At 42.4% G+C, this 25877-nt stretch carries 23 protein-coding genes; 6 read left to right on the plus strand and 17 right to left on the minus strand.

What is annotated here, in order from left to right:
• Nucleotides 1-4: 4 nt before the first annotated feature.
• From H171_RS15620 to H171_RS15665, 10 genes are all read right to left on the minus strand, one after another.
• Complete coding sequence (locus H171_RS15620; protein WP_100305978.1) at nt 5-1387, minus strand: lectin like domain-containing protein; 1383 nt, start codon at nt 1385-1387, stop codon at nt 5-7.
• A 42-nt stretch (nt 1388-1429) separates the two neighbouring features.
• Nucleotides 1430-2578, minus strand: coding sequence for a THUMP domain-containing class I SAM-dependent RNA methyltransferase (locus H171_RS15625; RefSeq protein ID WP_330398850.1), 1149 nt, complete (start codon nt 2576-2578; stop codon nt 1430-1432).
• A gap of 1 nt (nt 2579) precedes the next feature.
• Nucleotides 2580-3128, minus strand: coding sequence for a phosphodiesterase (gene yfcE, locus H171_RS15630; RefSeq protein WP_100305979.1), 549 nt, complete (start codon nt 3126-3128; stop codon nt 2580-2582).
• 72 nt (nt 3129-3200) lie between these two features.
• Nucleotides 3201-3509 carry a rhodanese-like domain-containing protein gene (locus tag H171_RS15635; protein ID WP_100305980.1) on the minus strand — a complete coding sequence of 103 codons (309 nt, stop codon included), beginning with the start codon at nt 3507-3509 and terminating at the stop codon, nt 3201-3203.
• 157 nt (nt 3510-3666) lie between these two features.
• Complete coding sequence (locus H171_RS15640; RefSeq protein WP_207655198.1) at nt 3667-3909, minus strand: hypothetical protein; 243 nt, start codon at nt 3907-3909, stop codon at nt 3667-3669.
• Nucleotides 3910-4259: 350 nt separating this feature from the next.
• On the minus strand, nt 4260-4997 hold the full coding sequence (locus H171_RS15645) for a C40 family peptidase (protein WP_100305982.1): 738 nt from the start codon (nt 4995-4997) through the stop codon (nt 4260-4262).
• A gap of 132 nt (nt 4998-5129) precedes the next feature.
• Nucleotides 5130-5822 carry a C40 family peptidase gene (locus H171_RS15650; RefSeq protein WP_100305983.1) on the minus strand — a complete coding sequence of 231 codons (693 nt, stop codon included), beginning with the start codon at nt 5820-5822 and terminating at the stop codon, nt 5130-5132.
• Between the two features lie 195 nt (nt 5823-6017).
• Nucleotides 6018-6491 (minus strand): DUF1700 domain-containing protein, encoded by a 474-nt coding sequence (locus H171_RS15655; RefSeq protein WP_100305984.1) that lies wholly within the window; start codon nt 6489-6491, stop codon nt 6018-6020.
• Nucleotides 6492-6610: 119 nt separating this feature from the next.
• Nucleotides 6611-8548, minus strand: a complete 1938-nt coding sequence (locus H171_RS15660; protein ID WP_100305985.1) for a fructose-1,6-bisphosphatase — start codon at nt 8546-8548, stop codon at nt 6611-6613.
• A 313-nt stretch (nt 8549-8861) separates the two neighbouring features.
• Nucleotides 8862-9290: a pyridoxamine 5'-phosphate oxidase family protein gene (locus H171_RS15665; RefSeq protein WP_242976971.1), complete on the minus strand. Its 429-nt coding sequence runs from the start codon at nt 9288-9290 to the stop codon at nt 8862-8864.
• A 275-nt stretch (nt 9291-9565) separates the two neighbouring features.
• Here H171_RS15665 and H171_RS15670 point away from each other — a divergent pair, with 275 nt between their 5' ends.
• The 4 genes from H171_RS15670 to H171_RS15685 all read left to right on the plus strand — a co-directional run bounded on the left by H171_RS15670 (nt 9566) and on the right by H171_RS15685 (nt 12590).
• The gene (locus H171_RS15670; protein ID WP_100305987.1) at nt 9566-10123 is read left to right on the plus strand and encodes an SOS response-associated peptidase; all 558 of its coding nucleotides are present in this window, start codon (nt 9566-9568) and stop codon (nt 10121-10123) included.
• An 83-nt stretch (nt 10124-10206) separates the two neighbouring features.
• Complete coding sequence (locus tag H171_RS15675; RefSeq protein ID WP_100305988.1) at nt 10207-10788, plus strand: hypothetical protein; 582 nt, start codon at nt 10207-10209, stop codon at nt 10786-10788.
• A gap of 219 nt (nt 10789-11007) precedes the next feature.
• Nucleotides 11008-12270, plus strand: a complete 1263-nt coding sequence (locus H171_RS15680) for a Y-family DNA polymerase (RefSeq protein WP_100305989.1) — start codon at nt 11008-11010, stop codon at nt 12268-12270.
• An 8-nt stretch (nt 12271-12278) separates the two neighbouring features.
• Nucleotides 12279-12590 (plus strand): hypothetical protein, encoded by a 312-nt coding sequence (locus tag H171_RS15685; RefSeq protein WP_100305990.1) that lies wholly within the window; start codon nt 12279-12281, stop codon nt 12588-12590.
• Nucleotides 12591-12940: 350 nt separating this feature from the next.
• Here the strand turns inward: H171_RS15685 and H171_RS15695 are convergent, their stop codons facing one another.
• The 6 genes from H171_RS15695 to H171_RS15720 all read right to left on the minus strand — a co-directional run bounded on the left by H171_RS15695 (nt 12941) and on the right by H171_RS15720 (nt 22243).
• The gene (locus H171_RS15695; protein WP_100305992.1) at nt 12941-14965 is read right to left on the minus strand and encodes an alginate lyase family protein; all 2025 of its coding nucleotides are present in this window, start codon (nt 14963-14965) and stop codon (nt 12941-12943) included.
• Nucleotides 14966-14978: 13 nt separating this feature from the next.
• Nucleotides 14979-16157 carry a glycoside hydrolase family 88 protein gene (locus H171_RS15700; RefSeq protein WP_100305993.1) on the minus strand — a complete coding sequence of 393 codons (1179 nt, stop codon included), beginning with the start codon at nt 16155-16157 and terminating at the stop codon, nt 14979-14981.
• Nucleotides 16158-16195: 38 nt separating this feature from the next.
• Nucleotides 16196-17074: a carbohydrate ABC transporter permease gene (locus H171_RS15705; protein WP_100305994.1), complete on the minus strand. Its 879-nt coding sequence runs from the start codon at nt 17072-17074 to the stop codon at nt 16196-16198.
• 12 nt (nt 17075-17086) lie between these two features.
• Nucleotides 17087-18007 carry an ABC transporter permease gene (locus tag H171_RS15710; RefSeq protein WP_100307551.1) on the minus strand — a complete coding sequence of 307 codons (921 nt, stop codon included), beginning with the start codon at nt 18005-18007 and terminating at the stop codon, nt 17087-17089.
• Nucleotides 18008-18121: 114 nt separating this feature from the next.
• A complete protein-coding gene (locus H171_RS15715; protein ID WP_100305995.1) occupies nt 18122-19792 on the minus strand; it encodes a type 2 periplasmic-binding domain-containing protein in 1671 nt (556 codons plus the stop codon).
• A 165-nt stretch (nt 19793-19957) separates the two neighbouring features.
• Nucleotides 19958-22243 carry a helix-turn-helix domain-containing protein gene (locus tag H171_RS15720; RefSeq protein ID WP_157803173.1) on the minus strand — a complete coding sequence of 762 codons (2286 nt, stop codon included), beginning with the start codon at nt 22241-22243 and terminating at the stop codon, nt 19958-19960.
• A 444-nt stretch (nt 22244-22687) separates the two neighbouring features.
• On the opposite strand from H171_RS15720, the gene H171_RS15725 reads away from it, so the two are divergent.
• Complete coding sequence (locus H171_RS15725) at nt 22688-22984, plus strand: hypothetical protein (RefSeq protein WP_025231402.1); 297 nt, start codon at nt 22688-22690, stop codon at nt 22982-22984.
• A gap of 198 nt (nt 22985-23182) precedes the next feature.
• Here H171_RS15725 and H171_RS15730 read toward each other — a convergent pair whose 3' ends face one another.
• The gene (locus tag H171_RS15730; protein WP_100305997.1) at nt 23183-24370 is read right to left on the minus strand and encodes an iron-containing alcohol dehydrogenase; all 1188 of its coding nucleotides are present in this window, start codon (nt 24368-24370) and stop codon (nt 23183-23185) included.
• Between the two features lie 304 nt (nt 24371-24674).
• On the opposite strand from H171_RS15730, the gene H171_RS15735 reads away from it, so the two are divergent.
• The gene (locus H171_RS15735) at nt 24675-25841 is read left to right on the plus strand and encodes a M23 family metallopeptidase (protein WP_100305998.1); all 1167 of its coding nucleotides are present in this window, start codon (nt 24675-24677) and stop codon (nt 25839-25841) included.
• Nucleotides 25842-25877 lie beyond the last annotated feature (36 nt).

The raw sequence follows: 25877 nt of genomic DNA on the forward strand, positions 1-25877 counted from the left end.
GTTTTCACCGGTCTTTTGTGTATGCCTTTAAGCACAGGTTACACCTTTTCTCTTCCGCCCGTTCCCATGTTATGCCATCAGCACTGATATAGCCTTCTCCGTCTGCGACATTGACAAAGGTACGTCCATCCCCCGCGTCATACTCAATGGCAGCAGGATGAACAGCATCCGGAGTAGTAATCTTTACGATAACCGCAAAACGTTCCCCTGGGGAAAGCTCTAAGTCTTCCCCATGATTTCCCATAAGGGGCACCGTATAGTATCCTCCATAGTCAAAGCTTCCCCTGGAAAGAAGAACTTTACGGTCAAAATCCTGACCTTCCAAAATATCGGATTCTGTCCCCGCATGACGAACTATATAAACCTCATAGGAAGTGTGGGGACCTGTAGCATAGAAGCCTGCCGCTAAAAGGCTCTGGGAGGTTCCGGACTCGTAAACATTAGAAAACCACATGGTATCTTCTCCATATCCCAGCTGGCCGACCCAGCCCCGGAGATCCGACTGATAAATGTGGTCATAATTGTCCGTATCTTCCACAGCCGTATAAACAATGTTATTTCTTCCAATATTGGAATCATAATAGGATACATAAAAATATCCCTGGTCTCCAAATCCATCTCCCCAGCTGTTCATACAGATAAATGCTCCATCTCCCTGAACTTCCCCATGAAAGTTCTCCTTCGGATATGCATCGTCCCAGCCAATGATCACAGAATCATGGTTCGGAGGCTCTGTACCAGTGTGGCAATAGGCGTAGGCCTCCTGGTTATAAGACTCAGACCGGAAGTCCCCTTCCGCAAGGGAAGTATAAAGGGAACTTTGAACCCCGCCATACATAAGAACTGCTTGTTTAATTTTATCAAAATCTTTATCTGGCAGGATCTGAATCTCCTGAACATGCTTAACCGCGTTTAAGCCATCGGGGGAGATGTCGTCGCCGTATGGGTCGTCTGATTCCAATACCGGTCCTCTCCATGACAACAGATAGGCCATGGACATGGTATATTCCCCGCCCTCTTCCTGGGGAATGCAAAACCCATTGTTCAAAGACATATGATCTTCCGAAAATTCATAGCTTCCACCGGGAAGCAAGGCTGCCTCCAGGGCCTGCAGCGAGGCAAAAGCCCAACAGGTTCCAATGGAACCCTGGTTTTTCACAGAAGGAACCCGGCCTTCCTTTCTCCCATCATAAAAGGCCGGGAGCTGTTCGTTTATCATTTCCGATTTCGATGACACTTCCCGGCTGTTCGCCTGTGCACTTCCCGGCTCTTTGAAGTAATCCTGGCCTGCTTTATTCGCCGGAATAGTTGCCAGATTTGGAATCCGGTATCCTGCAGAAAAACAAATGATCATCAGAAATAGGAAAAACCATCCTTTACTCTTCAACCGAATCTCCTTTTCTTTAAGAAAGTTCGATTCGCCTTCCGCTCATCGAAGCCTTGGGGGCTTTGGCCCCATAAACTGATAGAAATAGGTTTTCATCATACCATTATAAATTTTCCGGTTTTTATCCGCCTTTCTGCCGATGTATTTCTCAGCCTCCTCATAGGCAGTGATCATATACAGGGACCAGGCATCAAGAGCCTTATACCGTTCTCCAATCTGCCGGTACAGCTCCGGTAAATTCTTCTTTTCCTCAATTCGTTCTCCATAAGGGGGATTCGTAATAATAAAACCGTACTTTTTGGGATGACTTAAGGCAGTCAGGGGTCTTTGCTGAAAGTGGATCATGTGATCTACTCCGGCTGACTCTGCGTTAGCTCTGGCAGCCTTTACTATCTCACCGTCTATGTCATAGCCCTGTATGTCGACTTTGACATTTGAATCCAAAAGATCGTTTGCCTCATCCATTGTCTCATACCAGCACTTCCTTGGAATCAGGTTTTTCCAGTCTTCGGCAAGGAAGGAACGGTTCATGCCCGGGGCCATGTTGGCCGCCATCATGGCCGCTTCGATCACAAAGGTCCCGCTTCCGCAGAAAGGATCGACAAGAATCCGGTCCTTGTTCCATGGAGTCAGCATGATAAGGGCCGCAGCGAGGGTTTCCGTGATCGGAGCCTTGCTGGTTAATGTGCGGTATCCTCTCTTATGGAGAGAATCTCCCGTGGTATCGATGCCAACGGTCACTTCATCCTTATGGAGGAATACCCGCAGAGGATAGCTGCTTCCGGTCTCTGGAAACCACTCTACACCATAAGCCCCTTTTAACCGTTCCACCATGGCTTTCTTCATAATGGACTGGATGTCTGAGGGGCTGAATAATTTACTTTTAATTGAGGAAGCTTTGGCGACCCAAAACTTCCCATCCTGAGGAATAAAATCTTCCCAGCAAACTGCCTTAGTACCCTGAAAAAGCTCTTCAAAGGATTCTGCATGAAAGCTTCCTACTTTTAGTAGAACTCTTTCTGCTGTACGAAGAAATACATTCGCACGACAGATGGCCTCATCATCTCCAATAAAGGTAACCCTTCCGTCTTCTACTGATGCAATGTCATAGCCAAGATCCGTGATCTCTCTTTTTAATACCGCTTCCATGCCGAAATGACAGGGGGCGATCAGCTCAAATGTTTTTTTCACTTTATTCTCCTAAGTTCATCTCTTTAATTACATTTCCGTCGAAATCCATGACACGAAACACCTTATCCTCCAGCATACCGTAAGTAGGAGGATTACCGCCCTTTGGAATGGAAACAGAGCCTGGATTTAATATGGTAATATCTCCAAAACGCTCTGCTGTCAGGATATGAGTGTGCCCATGAAGCAAGATGTCTCCCTTTTGTAACGGAGGGAGGTTTTCCTGATTGTAAATATGCCCATGGGTGGCGTATATTGTCTGGCCGGAGACGGCAAGCAGGGCATAATCCCCAAGAATAGGAAATTCCAATACCATCTGATCCACTTCTGTGTCACAATTTCCCCTTACACTATAGATCTGGTCTTTGCAGTCATTTAGCATGGATATCACCTCTTTAGGGGCATATTCCCTTGGAAGGTCATTTCTGGGGCCATGATAAAGAATGTCTCCTAATAGGATCAGCCTGCCAGCTCCGGAAGTTTTATATACATCTAACAGCTTCCTGCAATAATAGGCAGAACCATGTATGTCGGAAGCAATCATATATTTCATAGGTTGTTTTCTCCTTTTGTATTTAATAGGTATATTTTAAGGCTAGCGGGGTATTTCTGTCAATGAATTTACCTATCCGCGAACCATATATTTTCCTTTGTAATAAGTGATTCCATTGGCTATATTGACTACATTATATCCAGACTGCTCCAAATTTCTGCAGACGATCATGCTTTGTCCGCCCCTGGAACAGTAAATAATCAAAAGTTTATCCTTTGGCAAGCTGCTCACCCAACGATCCATATTTTCATATGGCAGATTTACCGCTCCCCGAATGTGGGACTGCCTGTAGGATGATTGACTGCGAAGATCTATAATCATAATATCACTATAGTAATCGATATAGTGATCGATTTCCCAAATCGGTATGGTCCTGAACATACTATCACCTGTCCTTTCTAGTAATAATATATTCCATATTTTCAGGATTGCGAAAATCTTATAGGAACAGGAAGATTTCAACAAAAAAACGCAGGAAAGGACCTCTTTGTCACTTTCCCGCGCCTTTTCTCTAGAACAATTAGATCAACTTCCGTTATTAGTTGAATCTGTTACGGTTGTTGTCTTTGCTGGAATCACGGCTGCTATCTCTGCTGGAATCGCGGCTGCTGTCCCTGCTGGAATCACGGCTGCTGTCTCTGCTGGAGTTACGGCTGTTATTCTGATTATTGTTCTGATTGTTGTTCTGGCTGTTGTTCTGGTTGTTGTTCTGGTTGTTGTTCTGGTTGTTGTTCTGTGAGTTCCTGGAGTTCTCCATATCATTGTAGTTATTCTTAGACATAATAAATACCTCCTGTCAGCGTTTTTCGTTACATCGTTAGTATGGCGGGTTTGCAAAATATTATACAATTGTTTTTTTATTTTAAAATTAAAGAAGAAATGGTATATTATTCGAAAATGCGGCCATATTTTGTAAAAATACTTTGCATTTTTATCACAGCTATATTATAATCAAAATGAGGGGTTTTCCCCTCATCCTTATTAATTATTTATACTCCCCTCAGAAGCAGCCGAAATAGCTCCCCTATTCCGGCTGTTTCTCTTTTTCCTGATTGTAAGCATCAAAAGACCCCCAGCATAAAATGCCGAGGGTCTTATATCCCTTCCAAAATCCGGTTATCCGCTATTTCATTAATCGCCAAGAACGTTGACGATTTTTACAGGTGTCCGATAATTCCACGGAGAAGTCTTAATACCTGTCCTATAAGTTGATGAATGCACTACTTGTCCATTACCGATATACATGGCAACGTGGTTTATGGATGATCCACTTCCATAAAAAATCAAATCGCCCGGGCGCATCTGATCTGCGCCGACTGCTCTTCCCTGGGAAGCCTGTCCACCTGAGGAGCGATTTAAAGTAAGGCCTGCTGCATGCTGCATCACATATCTGGTAAATCCGGAGCAGTCTACTCCGGTGCGTGGATCGCTGCCGCCATAGGCATAACGTCCGCCTACAAACTGAAGAGCGTAATTAACAATGCCTTGTCTGAAATTAACAACTGCCTCTGCCTGAGTCTGAGGCTTAACTTCCAATGCAGCCAGTGTTTCCTCATCGGTTGAAGATACGGTTGCATTGCCTTCTACTGGCATATAGCCATATGTATCATTGATCTTAACCTTCATATATCCGTCGCCCATATCCTGTACAACTTCAAAGGAAGATCCTTTGGAAGCAGTCATAAGCGCTTCCTTACCAGCTTCATCTTTGCTGATCGTTACATTATCTGCATCAACGGTCACCATATAGTTCCCATAACTGAGTCCTGGACCGGAAATATCATCTGCTCTTACATCTGAAGGAACTGCTATTACCATTGCTCCGCAAAAAGCCATAAGTCCTAACGTTTTCCATGCTTTGTTTATCATCGGGAAATTTGCTCCTATTTTTACTTTTTGATTTTCAAATGTTACATAAGTATTAAATTCATTACGGTTATTATACAATTATTTTATCTTTTCGTCAAGTATTATTTAAAAGTGCACGAATTTAAAAATATTTTAGTTTAAAACCCGGACAAATTTCACAGGTTTGCGATACATGACGTTTGTTACGATAATTCCGGTCTTTTCTGTGGAAGCGTGGACTACCCGGCCGTCTCCCATGTATAAGGCAACATGGTTAATGGATCCATTTTTTCCATAAAATACCAGATCCCCTGCACGGGCATCCTCGTAACTGACGCTGCGGCCTTCTCCTGCCTGAGACTTAGAGCTATGGCTTAAGCTTACACCAGCCGCATTCCTTAACACAAAGCTGGTAAATCCGGAACAATCCACTCCTGTTTTGGGATTGACTCCTCCGTATACATAGCGTCCGCCCACAAACTGAAGCGCATAATCTACAATTTTCTGGCGCTGCATAACAGACTTGTCCACCTTTTCCTGAGTCTTCTCGATCAGGGTCGCAGCACCGCTTTGTATGTAACCTTCTCCTTCCGGAGTCTTTATTTTAATCCAGCCATCCCTTGGGGATTCAACCACTTCAAAAGTCTGGCCTTCCCCTGCCTGGGAAAGAGCCGTTCCCGACGTATCAGCAGCTTCTCTGACAGACACAGGCATATCCATCTTCGCATAAAGTGTTGTGCTGGTTTCTACAGCAATTTCCGCTGCTTTCGCCTCTACCTGGGGAGTCCAGCTTAAGCTTGCTAAAATCCCTAAAAGACCCATCGCCTTCCACATTTTATTCTTCATATCAAATCTCCTGTTTTTACGTTTTTCTGTCGTTCCCGCAAAACTTTATTAAAATGTTACATAATTGTTACATTTCGAATTATATACTTATTCCTCGAATTTGTCAAGCAAAAACGGCAGTTATGGCGTTTAAATCGCCATAACTGCCGTCACAGTTTTGTAACATTTCCATGAACTTGTTAAATTTATTTGACTTTATCGTTTCGTTCCTCTTACAAACCAGACAATGAGAAATACCAAAAGCAAGGGGCCCATAATAGGCATCAGAAGGCTGAAAATCCCTGTAACAATGCTGGCAATCAGAAAGAAAAATAAGATTAGGACCGTAACTCCCAAAAGCTTCCAGTACCATTTACTCAAGTCAATGTAATGCATATGGCGCCCGGAATTACCCGGATCCTCATACACATTCCTGTCAGCGCCAGAGTAGGAATCATAAAAAGTTTTTCCGGATCCGCTGCTCTTTGCATTCTCGCTGGCCTCTAAAATAGTCTTGGCAATCAGTCTTGGATCGCCGATGGAGGCTATCACCGCCTCTTCCGTTGAACCATTTCTCACTTCCGTGCCGATATATTCTTCATAGTACCTGATATTTTCTTCAATCACGCTTCCAGGGACTTCACCTGATAAAGCCTCCCTTAAGCGCTGTAAAAACTCCTGTCTGCTCATCTGAGCCTCCTTCAATTAAGTAAATAGCTTTGATTATTGTATCATCCGACAGGGATTTCGTAAAGAAACCTTCTCTGAAAAAATTCTTAAAATTTCATAATAGGGCTTATCCAAACAGACTACTCTACCTTCTCCTTAATTACGCCATCCCGGTATGCCGCCACCAGTTCCTTTAAATCTGCAATCCGTTCGGCCAGCTCCGCACCTTTATCCGTATCCGCCACCATGACCCGGTTCTTCATGTTCTCAACAACCGAAACCTTTGGCGTGCTTTCTTTATTCGGATCAAAGGGCTTGTGCTCCGCAAGAGCCAGATGGTTGGAATTATAAATCAGCGTATAGCCTGCGATTCCTGTCTTAGTCTGGTAGGCCTTTGACAGCCCTCCATCTATGAGGAACAGCTTGCCTCCCGCCTTCACCGGCGATTCCCCTTCCTTTATTTTCACCGGAACGTGACCATTGATGATGTGGGAACCTTTTTTAGGAAGGCCGAATTCTTCCAATATCTTATCACAGGTTTCTTCCTTCATGCTAAGCCTGTAATAAGGGTTCATAGGCTCCTTGTGAGTAGAAGGATCTTCGATAAAGTAATGTTCAAAGGTCGTCATCTTCCCCTTGCCGTAAACCGGAGATTTGGCTCCGCACCATAGATACCACATGAAATCCCTGGCATCTTCACTTTCCGCAGAACCCTCCGGCATAAAATATGCATTTTGAGCCTTCCGGTCCACGTAATCCATTAACTCCTTTCCTGAGTAAGCATGGTGATCCACCATGATCTCTTCAAAGGAACCGTCCTCCCTCATGGGAATACAGCCATGGTAGAGGAGGTTTGAATTGTAACATTTGTACATGCTTCCATGAGAATACAGAAAACGAATATGCTTATGAAGAAGCTCGTTATGCATGAAACAAAGCTGAAGGGTACGAAGAAGCTCTCCTTCCTCCTTGCTTAGTTTTAATGGTTCCTTAGGGTCCACCGTTGGGAAGAATTTATCAAGCATTGGATATTCTCTGCCCTCCACGGTCACAACGCCCCGGGCAAAGTCAATGGCCTCGATCAGGATCCGATCGCTCATCTCATATTCCGGATGACGTTTTATGATTTGGCCTTCTACCTTAAACTGAATGATTGCAATGGCCTTGTGCATCTTTGCCGCCAGCCCCGGATCCACCGCGTCATAGATGTTTTCATCAAGAATCTGGGGTACAAACCGATCGCAGGGATCCTCTCTGTAAATCCTGGCCGCAAACATGGATAATGGACGCAGGTTGATGCCATATCCGTCCTCAAGAACATCAAAGCTGTTATAGCTGATGGCGATACGCAGTACGTTGCAGATACAGGCCAGATTCCCTGTGGCGGCTCCCATCCAGGAAATATCATGATTGCCCCACTGGATATCAACGTCATGAAATCGCAGCAGTTCATCCATAATAATATCCGCCCTGGGGCCGCGGTCGAAAATATCTCCGATAATATGCAGGCTGTCAATGGTCAAATTCTGGATCAGCTCGCATAAGGCTATGATGAACTTATCTCCCACCCGGATGTCAATGATGGAGCGTATGATCTCATTATAGTATACACGTTTATTATCATCATTATAATCCACATGAAGCAGCTCATCTATGATGTAAGCAAACTCCGGGGGCATTTTCTTCCTTACTTTGGATCTGGTATACTTTGATGAAACCACTTTACAAATCTGTACCAGCCGATAAATGGTCACTCTCTGCCAGTCTCCGTCTGCCACTCCCTTAAGCTCAAGCTGCTTCATAATCCGCTCCGGATAGTAAATTAAGTTGGCTAACGCCACTTCTTCTTTCTCTGGAATGATGTGGCTGAAAGTTTCCGTGATCTTTTCACGGATAACGCCTGAGGCACTTTTTAATAAATGGACAAATGCCTCATACTCACCATGTAAGTCACTGAAAAAATATTCCGTCCCCTTTGGTAAGCCCTGTATGGCCGTAAGGTTGATGATCTCGCTGGAAGCAGCCTTAATCGTTGGATACTCCCTCGCCATCAGTTTCAGATACGCCAAACTTCTCATAATACCTCCCCTTCTCCCTGAAGCGATACTGCTGCATTTCTATAGAGCTATAGTAACATAAAAGATTTCAATTTTAAACCCTTTTTAGCAAGGCAAGAAGGCTGCCGGCTTAAACACCATTGCCGGCAGCCTCAAAATTATCTGTTTTTTAATGTTCCCCGGCACCTTTCAGGCCAGCAAATCCGCAACCGCTCTATAGCTCTGTTTCTTACGGCCGTTTAATAAAAGGACTGCCGTTTGACTGGCAGCCCTTTTGCTGTGATGGTTTAACAGGCCATTGTTTCTCTGAGTTGGGCAGCCAGTCAAAATCCTCTTATAATGTCCCTTTTGCTTCCTTCCAATCAACAAATAGATTGTAACGTTCTGTCTTAAAACGCAGAACGCAGTAATTGGGATCTTCCGGTCCATCAAAATTTTCTTCAAGCCCCTTGTACCACATCTCTTTTTTTATATCCGGGTCGGTTAATATTTCTATTGTACCCACCAGGGTGATATTGTGATCTATTCCGTTAAAGCAAACACTGGCCAGGCTGCATTGCTTAATGCGTTGGGATTTATTGCTTCCAAGTCCAGTGCAGAATGTGATCCAGTTGATACCTTCTGCCTTTGATGCGGATATCGTAGAGGCGGTCGGATAACCCTCTTTGTCAATTAACGCCAATACGCAATATCCCTCGTTTCCTCCACCGGTCTTTCCTGCAATAACTTCTCCGGCTCTAGCAATAACTTCTTCATTCATCATATTTGCCTCCTGTTTTTTTATTTGAAACAAATATATCACATCAATTAAGACAACAGTATGTCATGTTCCTATTTTTATAATATTATATTGTTAAAAAACTACCAACTATCAATCGTCAACCTGATATTCGCAATCCGCTCCCCCTGCTTCATGAGGTTAAATTTTTATTATGCTTATAAAGCACACCTTGATGCTGCATACTGTAAGTGATATAATCTTTTCAATCCTTATAATCCTGATTTATCAAAGTTCAATTGGAAAGGTGGTTAAATAACATGTGCGGCAGATATTACATTGAAATAGATGACGTGGAATTACGTTCTATTGTTGCCGAAGTAGAGAGAAAAACTGCAGTAAAAACCGGAGAAATATTCCCGACTAACCTTGCACCTGTTTTATCTCCAGATGGAATCATGAAGGCAATGCGCTGGGGATTTCCTAAATATGACGGCAAAGGTGAGATAATTAATGCCCGAAGCGAGACGGCAGCAGAGAAAAATATGTTTCGACGCCCGATGATGGAGGGACGCTGCCTGGTCCCTGCAAGCTGGTATTTTGAATGGGAGCGCCGGGGAAAGCAAAAGGTGAAGTATGCCCTGATGGCTGCTGAAAAGAGTCCGGTATGGATGGCGGGACTGTCAAAAACAGACTTGCAAACAGGAGACTCCTCTTTCGTTATCCTGACTCGTCCGGCCTGGTCCGGCATTTCATTTATTCATGATAGAATGCCGGTAATTCTCCCCAGAAAAAGTCACGACGAATGGCTTTACGGACATAACCCAATCAGTACAATGAATCAGGCAATTAGTGAAGTGCATTATAGGACTGTATAAAAGACTGGCTCAACCATAGCAATTTTAATAACCTATGCATATAATATAACGATTATATAAAATCTCTAAGAGGCCAAATGCACATGAATGATTTAGGTACAATCACGCAAATGGGACGAATCCTGCAAGTTAATAATGCAATGGTTACAGAGGTTTTTACCCGCAGCAGAACCACTGGTTATTTAGACATTATCTACTCCCAGTCTGTACAAAATGAAACGGTGTCAGAACCCTTAAGGCTTAATACAGGCTTTTACACAGATATTCTGAATCCATTGGGTCAGCACATATGCTTATGTGACATCGAAGAAGGCATGGTGGTAGATGCCTTATTTTCACCGATTATGGAATGGCGCATTCCGCCACAAGCTAACGCTTATTTCATTGTTGCAAGAGATTACGGTCAGCCATCATTTCATTCTACCACAGCTCAAATCACAGAAGTGGACATCGATAATTTTCTTTTCTATACTTACGATCCTGATAATCCCGATAATCAAATAGAATTTCATATTGCCACTAAGGCTACCGTTCGCGATAAAAATGGCTACCCTGTTCCTTTCCGTGCACTTTACCCTGGTTTATTAGTAAACGTGATCCATTCCGAAATTCAAACTGAGGATATGCCATATCAAGCGATTGCTTTCCATATTCAAATATTATAGCTAATGGAAACTTGCGGAGCAAGTTTCCATTAAAGGGCTGTTTTTTAGCCCGTCCATCCGATTATTGAAAGCATCTTTTGCTATCAACAATATAAATTTTAATTCATGATATCAGCAGGCCTCAGCCAGCCTGCTGTTTTTTTGTCTTCCTTTTTCTTCCCTTTTATTTCCACTATCAATCGAACATATATTCGATTATAATATAGCCGAGGTGATTCCATGAATAATGTCATATTTCATATCGACGTAAACTCCGCCTTTCTAAGCTGGGAAGCAGCATATCGAATCCATCATTTGGGGGGAACTTTGGATTTGCGGGATATACCCTCAGCGGTTGGCGGAGATATTACAAAAAGGCATGGTATTATACTTGCCAAAAGCGTACCGGCAAAGAAGTATCATATAAAAACCGGGGAGTCCGTGACTGAGGCACTAAGAAAGTGCCCTGACCTGGTTTTAGTTCCCCCAAACTACAATCTCTACCAAAAATCTTCGTCTGCATTTATTCATATCCTGAAACAATATTCTCCTATTGTGGAGCAGTATTCCATTGATGAGGCGTTTATGGATATGACTGGTACTGAATCATTGTTTGGAGATCCTTATCAGGCAGCAAATGATATAAAAGAACATATACACAAAGAACTTGGCTTTACCGTAAACATTGGAGTTTCAAACAATAAAGTCCTGGCCAAGATGGCATCTGACTTTAAAAAGCCTGACAAAGTGCATACGCTGTGGTTAAGTGAAATAAAAGAAAAAATGTGGCCATTATCTGTAAAAGAATTATTTTTTGTGGGCAGGGCAACCTTTCAGAAATTACGGAATCTGGGAATCAAGACCATAGGAGAATTGGCGCAGACGGATTTATCAGTCATTAAAAGTCATTTCGGCAAGTATGGGGAGGTCATATGGTCTTTTGCAAACGGAATTGATGTTTCAGCAGTGGAACCTGCTCCCCCCCCAAATAAAGGTTATGGGAATAGTACAACCACTTCATTTGATTTAGTGGATTCAAATACAGCCAGGTTAGTACTGTTATCATTGGCAGAGACAGTATCTGCCAGATTAAGAGAGGACAATGTGAAAATCAGTGTGATTTCCGTGGGAATAAAAGACTATAACTTTGTATATTATGGTCATCAAAGAACTCTTGATACGCCAACAAATATCACTTATGAAATCTATGAAACCGCTTGCCAAATATTTGATGAGATGTGGAATAAGATTCCTATCCGTCATTTAGGAATCCATACAAGCCATGTAACCACAGAGAACAGCCGTCAATTAAATATATTCGATAAAGTAGATTATGAAAAAATGGAGCGGATGGATAAAGCAGTGGATGAAATCAGAAAGCGTTTTGGTATTGACTCAATTAAAAGAGCAAGCTTTTTAAATGAAAAAGCAGTTGATCATATGAGCGGCGGAATCAGCCGGGAAAAACGGACCGCAGACTACAGCAAACAACATATATTGTAGGTGAAGATATGGGAGTATTTGGAATTGGGACTAATGTAAAAGATATTAACAGCAAAGAACCGCAAGGTAAAATGTATCATGTCGCCTGCAAGGTATGGTTTACCGCCAGCTGCAATCCCAGGCCTTTAAGTCTTAAGTTTGAAGGCGATGATGGTATCATACAAACAGTATCTGAAATAACCATAAAATGTTCAGAAGATAAAAATTATAACGGAATTCCATCAAAAGAATTTCAATGTGATGCAATCATTGGGGGCCTGAAAAGAGAATTTAAACTGATCTTTTATATGGAATCCTGTAAATGGGTTATGATAATATAAATAGGTGGGGCCGGGATCCCGGGTACCCACCTGTATTATTTACACTGATAGTCCCGGATCCTGCAGTACCCTGCTATCCTTTAGTGATTATTACCACCACCAGTTACATCTGTTACATCCAAAAAAGCAATTACAAAAATTGCATCTGCAATTTCTCCGGCAGCCCCTGTTAAAGCAACACATATATTTCCCTCCCTTCTAAGTAACGTTATACTATACTTTATGGTACCAATAGACAAGATGTGAAAATCGGGTTCCATGCCAAACATATTTAACGGCTTATAAAGTAAGAGGGCGCATTGCTCATGGCTAAAATTCAGCCATAGAGCAACACTCCCACAATCAATCAATTATACATGGAGCACTTCTCCGGCATAAAGTCTTTCTCCTTCTTTCCTGTCACTGACATTGAAAACGCAGACATTTCCTGTAGCAAAACATTCCTCTGCTATTACAGCATCAGAAGTATGGAGGACTTCATCATTGCAGAGAATTACAACATAGCTTCGATTTCCCACCGTGATTTTCACGGCCTGAGCTTCACTCTCTGTTAGTGGTTTACGAAGTGTATGGCTGTATGTCTCCACCACCTTCACTTTGGCCGGTTCTGCTGCAGAAGAATTCCCGCCATTTATGACCGTAATCATACCGGCAAATCCCTTCTTTTTCAAAACTGAAGTAACCACATCATTCTCTTCCCACTGATTGTAATGTCTTGAGGTCACTCCTCTGCTGCTTTCAAGTAAGGCATCCTTTGTCAAAAAGTTTAAAAATACTCTGGTCTCTTTTCCTTGAAAAGTCACTGAATTTACTTCTGTAAAAACCTTTCCTTCCGGTGCAAAATGAAAATATTGCCTGTATTCATGTTCTCCTTCTGCATAAAATTGATCGTGAATCAGATAAATATCTGGTTTGATCCAGATGATACGCCGGTTCACAAAGATACCCTTTTTCCTATATCCCAGATGACCGCCCTGAACAAATTCTGCAATCTCTCCGGCTCTGTATGTTCTGTTTACAGGAAGAGAAAGCTTATTCGTATACCAGGAATCTTCAAATGTAGTAAAAGATTCCCCATCTATTGTTGTGGTATTATGGCCTGGATTGTCCTTCAGAGCAAAACGAAGAGGGACATTCATATAGGTTGATCTGCCGCCATCAACCAGTACATCTTCTCCATTCACAACTAAATCCACATGCATTTTATCCCCATGACAATGACCGGTACTCATTGCTCCGCAGGTAAAATGAAGAAGATTGGAATTTCGATTCCAGTTTTCCCTTAAATAATAATCTCCACTGTTCTCCAGGCAGGCGGATATAAAATCTGGTTCTCTTACAGGTAGTAAAGCATAGTCAGCGCAGGCATTGCTTCCAAAGTCCCAGGCTCCTTCATAATCCATAAGCTCATAACCGCCCCATTTTAAGACAGGATCCTGGAACAACCATGCTCCCATGGTGATTTTATCCCGTAAATCTGTATCATCAGAATCTCCATGAGTAAATTGATGGCTGTCCGGCTTTTTCCACATAACATTAGCCAGTGCCATGCGATGAACCGCATCCTCCAAATCCGGCTTAAGTGGTATCCCATTTGCTCTTGCAAGAAAAATCACACAGCACAGACAATGATATACTTCATTGTGATACATAGGGGACTGCTCCCACTGGCTGCCGTCTTTGTAAACCTGCACCTTTACGGACTTATAGATCCTCTCCATAGCAATGGACGCCCACTCCTTTGTTTCATCACACTGAGGAAGTCCCATTGCAATCTCAAAAAGTCCGCTGTTCTCCAGAATGCACCAATTGCTCTGCAGTCTTTCGTCTCCGCCCTTTTCGACCAGCCTTCTGGCATGGAGCCTCAGTGATTCTGCAAATCGGTCTAAAAAGTCCTCTGTTATTAAACTGCTGTTTTTAAAATAGCGGATCGCTTTCGTCCAGGTCTCTCCCCGAAGCCCAGTTTCCAGCAGGCGCCATGGTCCCATCGCTGTCTTTTCATCAAGCGGAACCCTGTCTATCCAATCATTCACCAGACCCAGAAAGCATGTAACATACGCTTCATCTCCCGTCATCTGCCAGGCCTGCCCCAGGCAAATGAAAAACCTATGTCTGTTAAACTGCCAGACAAATTCCGGATCACCGGAAGGCATATAGCTCCAGTCAATTTCCCCGGAAAAAACCATAGGTTCATAGGTACGCTCCATATCCCAGTTTAAATCAAACAGAAATGTGTTTTCACATACCTCGTTTGCAATCCGGAAAATATGCTCCGCATCATCATTCCAATGTTTTTTACAATAACAGGCTGAATTCTCCGGGTCAGGGACAAAATAAGAAGCATCCGGTCTGTCAAAATACTGTTCTATTGTCATTTACACTTCTCCATTAATACCAGTATGGCTCCCAGTCTTTAGAAAGCCGGGTCAATGCCTCCATATAAAAGTAGTCGCCCCAAAGAACACACTCATCAACTCCGTGGTTTGGACATGTGTTATATGGAGAACTCTTTGCATAGGTTCCATGTAACAGAAGACCATTTGATACAGCCGGATCAGTCACCGCGCACTCCGTAACCAGTGCATGCAGAAGCCTTTTCGCCATACCTGTATAATATTCTGCTTTTTCATTTGGAAGATATTTGCTCATCTCAAGCATACCGCAGGCTGCAATTGCTGCTGCAGAAGAATCCCTTGGTTCATCGCTTCCGTCATTAAAATCAAAATCCCAGTAAGGGACCATATCCTTAGGCAAATGCTCCAGAAAAAAATCCGTTACTTTGCAGAAAATATCAGCATATTCCTCATTCCTAAGAAATTTATAAGCAAGTGCAGATCCGTAGATTCCCCATGCCTGCCCTCTTGCCCAGGCAGAACCATCCCGATACCCCTGATGGGTAACACCCTTCTTTGGTTCTCCGGTCTCAATATCAAAGAAAAAAGTATGATAGGTGGAATGATCTTCTCTAATAATATTTTTCATGGCTGTCTTAATATGCGCTTCTGCTTTTTTTATGTAGTTTTCCTCTTTGGTCACCTCACCTGCCCAGAAAAGCAGAGGCATATTAAGAAGGCAATCGATGATCATACGGTAATTATTCTCTTCCCCAAGCTTTCCCCAAGCCTGAAAAAACTGGCCTTTTTCATGAAATCTCATCATCAGATGATCTGCTGCCATAACAGCAGCTTCTTTACCAGTCGTATTTCCCGTAAGTTTATACGCAGCTACACAGGAGGGGCAGTATAAAAACCCCATGTCATGGTGATTCACCCCATCCTTTTCTTTGATCCTTCTATAAAAATCCTTTACTTCGATTTCAGCTGTATCTCTTAATGACTCATCTCCTGTTTTCTCATAAGCCAGCCACACCTCACCAGTCCAGAACCCAGGCGTCCATTCGTAGTTGGTTCCCTGCTGGTAGAAATTATTCACACTTGCTTCCTGTGGAAATTGTACTGTAAACTGATCCGTCGCTTTTTTGATCAGTCCGGCCGCCTTATCATAGGCAGCTTTTAGCATTCCATCATCAATTTCCCTGTGCTGTAATAGCTCTTCTCTTGTTTGCATATACCGTTCCTCCTCATATCGCCAAGTAAAAGATACACTTATTCCTTCACTGCTCCAATCATAACTCCCTTTGTAAAATATTTCTGTAAAAATGGGTATACGAATAAAATCGGAACAGTGGCCACCATGATTGTGGCATACTTAATGCTCTGTGCAATGGCCTCCGCATCAGCTCCCGCGCCTCCGTTCATCGCCTGTAAATCATTGGATATAAGGATTTCCCTTAAGATAACCTGAAGAGGATATAATTCCCGGTCTCTTAAGATGGCAGAAGCCCAGAACCATGCATTCCATATGGAAACTCCATAATACAGAACCATAACTGCCATAATAGCTTTAGACAGGGGCAAAATAATTTTAAACAAAATGGTAATATGACCAGCTCCGTCAATTCTGGCTGCTTCGGTTAAGCTGTCAGGAATGGATTCAAAGGATGTTCTTAAGATAATCATATTATAAGTACTGATCATAAATGGAATGATGAGTCCCCATCTGCTGTTAATCAGATGCAAATCCTTTAGATTTAAATAAAACGGAATCATTCCTCCTGAGAAAAACATAGTAAACAACACAAACAGCATCAATGGCTTTTTAAACATAACACCCTTTCTGGAAAAGAAATAAGCTGCAAGTGCAGTCATTACCAGATCCAGAGCAACACCCACCACCAGAATAAACAGAGTATTTGCATAACCTTTTAAAATCATAGGGTTTTCAAACACCTTCAAATATGCCTGAAGATTAAATCCCAGGGGCTTTAATAAGAAGCCTGAATGTGCAATCAGCTGGCTGCTGTCGCTGAATGAAGCCATAGCCACAAACCACATGGGATATAAACAGATTAATGCAACAATAGTTAAAATAATATAATTGACTACATGAAATATTCTCTCTCCGCGGGAAATTTTAACTTTCATCTTTCTCCTCCTTTACCACAGGCTGTTTTCTGTTGTTTTTTTAGAGACTTTATTCGTAATATACAACAGAACACAGTTGATCACAGAATTAAACAGACCAATAGCGGTTGAATAACTCCAATCCTGCTCAATCAGACCTGCACGGTATACATAAGAAGAAATAATATCTGCAGTTTGATAGGTAGACGGATTATATAGTAGAATCGTTTTCTCATATCCCATACACATCAGGGATCCCATTCTTAAAATCAGCATGATGATAATCGTAGGCGCAATTCCAGGTAATGTTACATGAAGAAGCTGTTTCCATTTCCCTGCACCGTCAATAGAGGCTGCTTCATATAACTGACTGTCAACACCAGATAATGCAGAAAGATAGATAATTGATCCCCAGCCAATCTCCTGCCATATACTGGTGGCGGTATATATTGTACGGAAATACGCAGGGTTCTGAAGAAGGGGATTCCGTGTTCCACCAAACAGTGCAACAATATCATTAAAAAGGCCGGTTGTCAGACAGAAATCCTTAATCATACCACAGGCAACTACCAGTGAAATAAAATGAGGCAGATAGGTAATTGTCTGAGAGAATTTTTTAAATTTAGCATTTTTTACTTCATTCAGCAAAAGGGCCAGAATAATAGGAGCCGGGAACCCAAATATAATACTATAGATACTTAGCAACAGAGTATTTTTCAAAAGTCTTCCGAAATAAGGACTTGTAAAAAACCTGGTGAAATTTTCAAACCCCACCCATTCACTGCCAAACACTCCTTTGGCAGGTGTAAAATCTTTAAATGCAATAATTGCACCATACATCGGTTTATACATAAAAACAGCATAATAAATAAGGACAGGAAGCACCAGCAGATATAACGTCCAGTTTCTCTGTAAATCTTTCCTGATTCTATTGCTCAACGAATTTCCCATCATTCCTTCCATCCCTTCCTTTCATCTGAATACTTGATCCGAAGACTTTGATCTGAAAACAGCCGGGACTGACTATGCAATCGCCCCGGCCGTATTTTAATTGGAAATCAACCAGAATTATCTAGCTTCATAACGCTCTAAAGCTGCGTTCTCAATCTCAAGTGCACGGTCCAGTTTCATATCCTTTAATGTCTGGATATAATTATCCCATTTATCAAAGCTTTCTGTACCAAAGATAAATTTAAGGGTCATTTCATCTATATAAGTATTAAGTTCATTTGTAATAGTGGCCAGCTCCTTAGACTCCTCCTGCGTTGGAGTGATATTTGGAACCGTATGTTTGCTTGCATCTGCAACCTCCCATACCTGTGGACAATCCTTAACGGTAGGAAGCTGTAAATACTGCTCTAGATAATTAAGATCCTGTACAAATGGTCCGTTATAATTAGCACGTACGTATTTTGATAAAGACTGTGCCAGCGGCCAGCCATCCGGGTTATTCATAACCAGATCGGTATAAACAGCTTTCCCATCCTTCATCTCATAAGAAACACCTTCAACACCATAATTAAATAAGTTATGCCCTGCCTCAGAATAACCATAATCCAATAATCTGGCTGCCAATTCTACATTTTTACAGCTGGAGGTAATGGCTGCTCCCACATCAGGGAATTTATTTTCCATATAGCCATATTCAGGTGTAGCACCCTTTTCTAACGTTGGAGTTGGAGCCGGAACCAGCAAATAGTCAGGATTGCTCTTCTGTGCGCTTGTCATAAACAGCTGCATACGGCTTGCTGCCCAGCCTACAGAAACACCTGCTTTATCACTGGTCATTTTAGCCGTTACCTGATCACCATTAAGAGTAGCAATATCCTTATCAATCAGTCCCTCCTGATACCACTGGTTCATAGTCATCAGATAATCCTTATATCCGTCCTGAGCAGGTGCAAAAGCAATCTTGCCCTCATCATCTATGATAAACCATGTAGAGTTTGCAGCGCCTACATGATAGGCGAATGCAAATGGGTTGGACTGTTTGAAGTTGGTCCAGTCAAAGCTAACAGGAGCCTCTGCACCCTTCTTTTCCTTAAATGCAGTCAGTACTGTATGCCACTCGTCGATGGTTGTAGGAACCTCAAGTCCCAGTTCTTCCAGCCAATCCTTACGGATGAACCCGCCTACTGTATAGCGCAGCTTATCTTCACCGCGGATGAATGGGAATGCAAAATAGTGGCCGTCATCTGTCTTAATCATCTTATCTACATCAGGGTTTTCTGCCAGGTATTTTTTAAGGTTTGGGCAATACAGATCAAAAACATCATTTAAAGGAATGATAACTCCATCCTTAATTGCTTTTTCCGGACCGCCTGGATACATCTTCACCCATTGCCACTCCATAATATCAGGGAGATTTCCATCAGCAATAATTAAATTAAACTGTTCCTTTGCCTGGTCCGCACCTGCTGCGGGATGCTGGAACTTAATTGTAACACCGGTCTGTTCCTGTAACGCTTTTCCTAATTCAGTTTCACCTAAATTAGTAAAGTTAGCTGATGCGTTCGGATTTAGCTGAAGCCAATAGGTAAGCTCCCCTCCCTTAGTCAGTGGATAAGATACCTCTCCCCCTGCTTCCGCATTCGAACTGTTTTCCCCGGTATTTGCTGTTTCCTTTGTTTCCCCTGCCCCTGGGGCTGCCCCTGTTTTACTTCCACACCCTGCCAGCAGTGAGATGGCAGTCGCCGCTGCTACTAATACGGCGATCGGCTTTTTAAAATTTCTCTTCATAATACTTCCTCCTTCTTTTTATGCACATTGCACTTATTTCCTTATATTTTACATGCTACTATGTGCATTTTATATATTCAAATATTAAAAAAGGTTGACAAAATCACATGATTTCATCAACCTTTCTTGACTAAAACTAAAATTCATTTACAATTTATCGAATCTCTACCGTCCATTTTTTAATTGTCCAGGCGTTGCTCCTGTAAATTTCTTAAAGGTTCTGATAAAAGTGGAGCTGTCCCGGAAACCTACTCTCTCCGCTACTTCAACCACATTAATCCCCTCTGCCAAAAGCTTCTCTGCTTCATCGATCCGTGTTTGATTGATGACTTTTAGAAGGCTTTCCCCTGTGTACTTTTTATAAATAGAGGATAGATAGGCAGGGGTCATATGAAAATGAAGTCCTGTCTGAGAAATATTTAAGTCAGGATCGCTGAAATTCTCCTGGATATATTTCTGCAGCTTTTCACACAATTGTTGATTTTGTCCGCTCTCTCTGGAGTTGTCCGAGGACTTACACAATTTTTCAACAGCTCCTCCAAACGTTTCCTTGATTTTCTCAAGAGGCATTTTTACAGAAATTCGCTTTAATCCTAAATCTTCACCTGGAATCTCCTCTACTTCCTGTACTCCTTTTATAATTGTTCCCATTAAATCATACAGAAGGCATTTCAACATATCCAGAGATGCTTTATTCTCCAGAAAATTGATATCTAAAATTTTATTAATATAAGAAGAAGCCAATGCGCTGTTGCGGCTTTTGATTGCTGCAATGATTCGTAGTTCCTGATCTGTTGAATAATCGTACCTTTTATGGGTGCTGTTTTTAATTTCCCGGTAACTGATATAATCAGGATCCAGAACAGCCACAAATTCCTCCGCTTCTCTTGCTTCCATATAAGATAAATGAATTCCCTCAAGCCCCTTATGAGCTTCTCCTGCCAATACAACCGTCATAAATCCAAAATTCTCATAAATATATTTCTGCATTGCATCAATGATTTCCTCTAACTTCTCATCATATCCTGCTGAAACTTCAGGGATATTGACAATCATCGCGACGGTATCTCCCAGCTCCACCCTCTCCAGACTGAAGCTGCCTTCAATTCCTTCGCCAAACACATTTCCAATAATAAACTTTCTTAAACTGTTTATCTGTATGTATTCTTCCTGGTTTTCCTCCCGCCCGGAAGCGTCCTTTCCTGTAATAAGCAGTACAAGGTTGCTTTCTTCCCGGAACTTCTTAACGATTGCTTCCCGGTCCGGCGTATCTTTGCTTTGTTCAAAGGAGTTTATCATCAGATCCGTTAGATAATACTGTTTTACCACTTCCTGGCTCCTGCTCACCATCTGTTTAAAATCCGAACGTTCGGCCAGCAGCGAAATGGTTTTTTCCTCAAGGTACAAATATTCATTGTCAACAAATATCTCCTGGGTATCATCGTGTTTCCTGAACACCTCCATCAATACCTTTAAGGGGTTATAGTTAATTTTCATCATCCTGGAGGCTGCTCCGAAACCGGTAAACAGGCAGATAAATATGCCAATAACGAAAATATTCCGCATCTTTCCTGCGGAACCGCTTATCATTTTCTCAGGCATAAGCAGAACATATTTCCAATTAAACACATCGGAAAATACAGTGCGTATAATATAATCTTCCCCGTTCCACCTTAATTTCTGATCCCCATCCTGATTTAAATGGTCATATTGGATTCCAAAGCTTGAATAATCCTCAGACCGGTTCATAATCTGATTATCCTCGTTTATAATCAGCCAATCCAAGCCCGACTCCCAGGAAGCCATTTCTATACTGCTGTTTAACGCATCCATGTCCAGCCAGATTCCGATCATTGCAGTGGATTCTCCGAATTCTCCTTTTAAGTTGTTCATGGTCAGAAGGAGGGTAGGTCTCCCCTGCGTCCATTTGGAATTCATTGGAATCGAATCACGAAAGTGATATTCAGACAGATGTTTTTTCAAAATCTCAGCTGATTTTGTATCATCCGCTCCAAAACAATAAAGATCGCTATACATGGGAAAATCCATGTTGCCAAAGGAAGAGACCACTTTGTCACAGTTCTTAAAATATACCATAATATCTTTGCAGTAATCGCCGCTTTTATTGATCGTTACCTTAAGATCCATAATTTCATTCTGAATCGTATAAAGCTGATAGGAATTGTTGGACCGAAATTCCCCCTTCACCACAGACAGCTGCTGTACGTTCTTGTTAAGGGCCAATTGTGTTAAAATATTCTCATAGTATTCCAGCTCTCTGTCACAGGTATTTTTCACAGTTTGAATCAAACTCCGGTTAGAGGCATCCGCCTGTTCCTTTGCAATATAATAAGCATAAAAATAAAACAAAATCCCCATGGAAATTGGGATTAGAAAAATGAGGCCATAAGATAAATACAGCTTTTTATAAGCTTTACCCTTGTTTATCATACTTTTTACTTCCTTTAATCGTATCATCTAACGGTATATTTTATCATAAATATACAACGAAATATAGTTGTTCTGGTGGTATTTTATAATTCGGCCAATTCCTTCCTTAAATTCCACCTTTTATATGTTACAATTCTATTACATAAGTGTTACAATGAAGTTGTTCAAAAACAAATAATAATAAGGAGGTTACGTATCATGTTTGATTTCAGCTCATGTAACTTTAGCGATTTATTAGATTTAATTTCTCAGCTCTGCAAATAATATTACGAAAAGGTTCAGCCGCCCTCACGGTTGAACCTTTTTTCTGCTATTATTTCCTGCACAAGCAGAAATTTCATTATAGCAAAGGTATGGTAAAAAATACAGCGCTGGATTTTCTCGTACCTTAAGGTCAAGTTCCGCATATGATATAACAATAGAAAAAGCAAAGGAGTTTCTTATATGTGCAGCCCATGCATTTTCACCCCATACCGCGATGTAAACTGCAAAGACCTGGCGATCTTCTATGAGGCCACAAGGGAATTACGGGGCGCAACCTATAAGCCCTACCTGGTATCCATTCAAGAGGCCAGGGGAATCAACTTCCGCTTTATCTGCAATTCCTTCATTATGACCCGTCCTCCCCAGAATGCCATAACCATGGTATGCATTTTCAAACCCTTTTGCAAAGAAGGGGAAAAAGAAGAGTTAAGGGCGGTTGTAACTAGTATATGCAAAATGGGATGCTATAAAGGTTAGTGAAAATAAGGTGATTTTATGAAAGCGAAAACCAAGATCGGAGATTGGATATATCCTGCCCCGGTTTTCTTTCATTGGGAGCGGCCTGCCAGATCATGATTTGAGCTGATCAAAGCAGGCCGCTTTTATGCTGATATAGATTTAGTGTTTGTCCTCACCCTGATAACAGCCGCCCGTAGCAGCGGTTTATCAAAAGCTTTAATAAGCCAGCCGGTATACATCAATCATCTCCGGCTTCCCCAGTGACCGGATTCCGGGCAGAGTTCTGCTTCCGTAAAAGGAGCATTTATCCGCAAGAATTTCTAAATCCGTTTCCTTTATTCCCGCATTCAGCTCTCTTAAGCTGACAGGCATTCCGAGGCTCTTATAAAATCCTTCCAGTCTGTTAATCCCATTAAGAGCCGTTTTTAAAGGCTCTTCAAAGTTCATTTCCTCATTCAATACCCGGACAGCCAGCTGAGCAAACCTCATAGGATCAACTTCGCATACGTACCTGGACCAGGAACAAAACAGGGCAGACAGACCGGCACCGTGGGCAATGGCCGGATAAAGCCCTGACAGCTCATGCTCCAATTGGTGAACCTGCATCATATATTCCCTTCCCAGACCGGTAAGCTCATTATGGGAGAGGCTTCCTGCCCACATAAGGGTTGCACGTGCCTCATAATCTTCTGGATTTTTATCTGCCACAGCTCCCGCTTCCATAACAGAGGTTAAAAGTCCTTCCGCAATCCGGTCCGTTAAAGGCGTATCCTTTGTCGTCCCTCCCAGATACCGTTCCAGCGTGTGCATCATGATATCTACAGTTCCGCATCCGGTCTGGAATTTGCTGACAGTAAAGGTCAGCTCCGGATTGCAGATGGCAAACAGAGGACGATGGGTCGGACTGTTAAACCCTCGCTTTAAGCCCCCTTCTTCATTTGTGATAACGCAGGATAAGCTTGTCTCACTCCCTGAAGCGGACAGGGTCAGAATGTTTCCATGGGGGAGTGCTTTTGCCGGAACCGCTTCCTTTAAAAAGAATTTCCAGGGATCAATTTCCGGATTAAGTGCTCCGTCGGCAATGCACTTAGCCGAATCAATAACACTTCCGCCACCCACTGCCAGAATGAACTCCACATGTTCCCTTCTGCATAACTCCATGCCTTCTTTTGCCAGGGATAAAACCGGATTAGGCTGCACTCCGCCAAAAAGAACATATTCGATTCCATGCTCTTTTAAGGATTCTTCCACCAGCCCAAGCAAACCGCTTTTCTTTACGCTGCCTCCACCATAATGAATCATGATTTTATGAAATCCATATTCAGAAATAATGGCTCCTGCCTTTTTGTGGGTATCGCGGCCAAATATCACCCTTGTAGGTACACAATACTCAAAATTATTCATTCTATCCTCACTTTCCGCTGCGGTTTAACCCTCATGTTCCGCATCATGTTTATTCTTAATAGAAATTATACCACGAACATTTCTTTTTTCCAATATGGACTCTCCCCACCCGTTTCCCTTCATATTTTTTATTATCTCAGCATATCTTATAAAGGAAAGCCTTAGTAATCTGCTTTCCTTTTTCATATGTAAGTAGTTCGATTCACCTGGCGGCTCATCGAACGGCTGATCTGCTTTTTTCAGTCCGGGCCTGGCTTGCCTTTATTTAAGTAAATCATGCCATGGAATGACAAGGAGAACGCTTATGAACCTATTTAAAAAAGATATCAGACTTTCCCATGTATCCAGACACCATATCATCATTTACATAGAAGTCATTATTCTGACATTTCTTCTGGTCTCCTTGTTTTTCATATCCCCAGGCGGGAAGCTCTCATTTCCGGTAGTCAATCAGGACAGTAACGCCAGTCCCTCGGAAGCTAAAAAATTTATAAAATGGGTGGATTTTGATGTGACCGCAAGGGCCATGCAGGAGGCCTTCCGTTATGATGTCAACACCTGCCAGTCTGAGCCTCATTTAAACTGGGTGGATTTACTTGCTTATCTAGGTGCCAAGTATGGGGGGGACTTTTCCAGGTATTCCACGAAAGATTTAGATGGGCTGGCGGAGCAGCTTCTTTCCGGTAAAACCATGGAAGAACTGACTGCAAAAATGACCCACTATTCCTATTACAGAGAAGCCTATGGAGCTGTGCTTGATGGCCTTGTCGGCCAGTACGATATTCAGATTTCCTCTCAAAATGCACCCCTATACGCCACCCCTGCCCTCCTTCCCGACGGCACCCAGGATCCGGATAAGGTCTGGGTAAAGAAGTATGGGCTAAAAAGCTTTTCCCCCATTGCAAAGGGCTTCCCCTATAATGATTTTGACGATTTTGGAGTTGCACGCTCTTATGGCTACAAACGGCAGCATCTGGGGCATGACATGATGGGCCAGGTAGGGACTCCCATCATCGCAGTGGAAAGCGGCTATGTAGAAGCCATCGGATGGAACCAGTATGGCGGATGGCGTCTGGGAATCCGCAGCTTTGATGGAAAGCGGTATTATTATTACGCCCATTTAAGAAAGAATTATCCTTATCATAAATCCTTATGCCAGGGCAGCATCGTTACGGCGGGAGATGTGATCGGTTATCTGGGGCGCACCGGATACAGCCGGAATGAAAATACCAATAATATCAATCAGCCTCATCTTCACTTTGGACTTCAGCTTATTTTTGACGAATCTCAGAAGGAAGGAAACAATGAGATCTGGGTCAACTGCTATGAGCTGACCAAATTCCTTACTATGAACCGGTCCGAGACTTTTAAGAACCAGGAGACAAAAGAATACAACCGGGTTTATGATATGACGGATCCTGGGATCCCTGATAATTTCATTCCGCCTGAACCTCCGAAAGAAGAAAATTGACCTATAAATATGACAGGGGCTGTTGCGGCAAGTGCA

Origin of the sequence: [Clostridium] celerecrescens 18A, assembly GCF_002797975.1 — a bacterium.
Lineage (GTDB): Bacteria > Bacillota > Clostridia > Lachnospirales > Lachnospiraceae > Lacrimispora > Lacrimispora celerecrescens.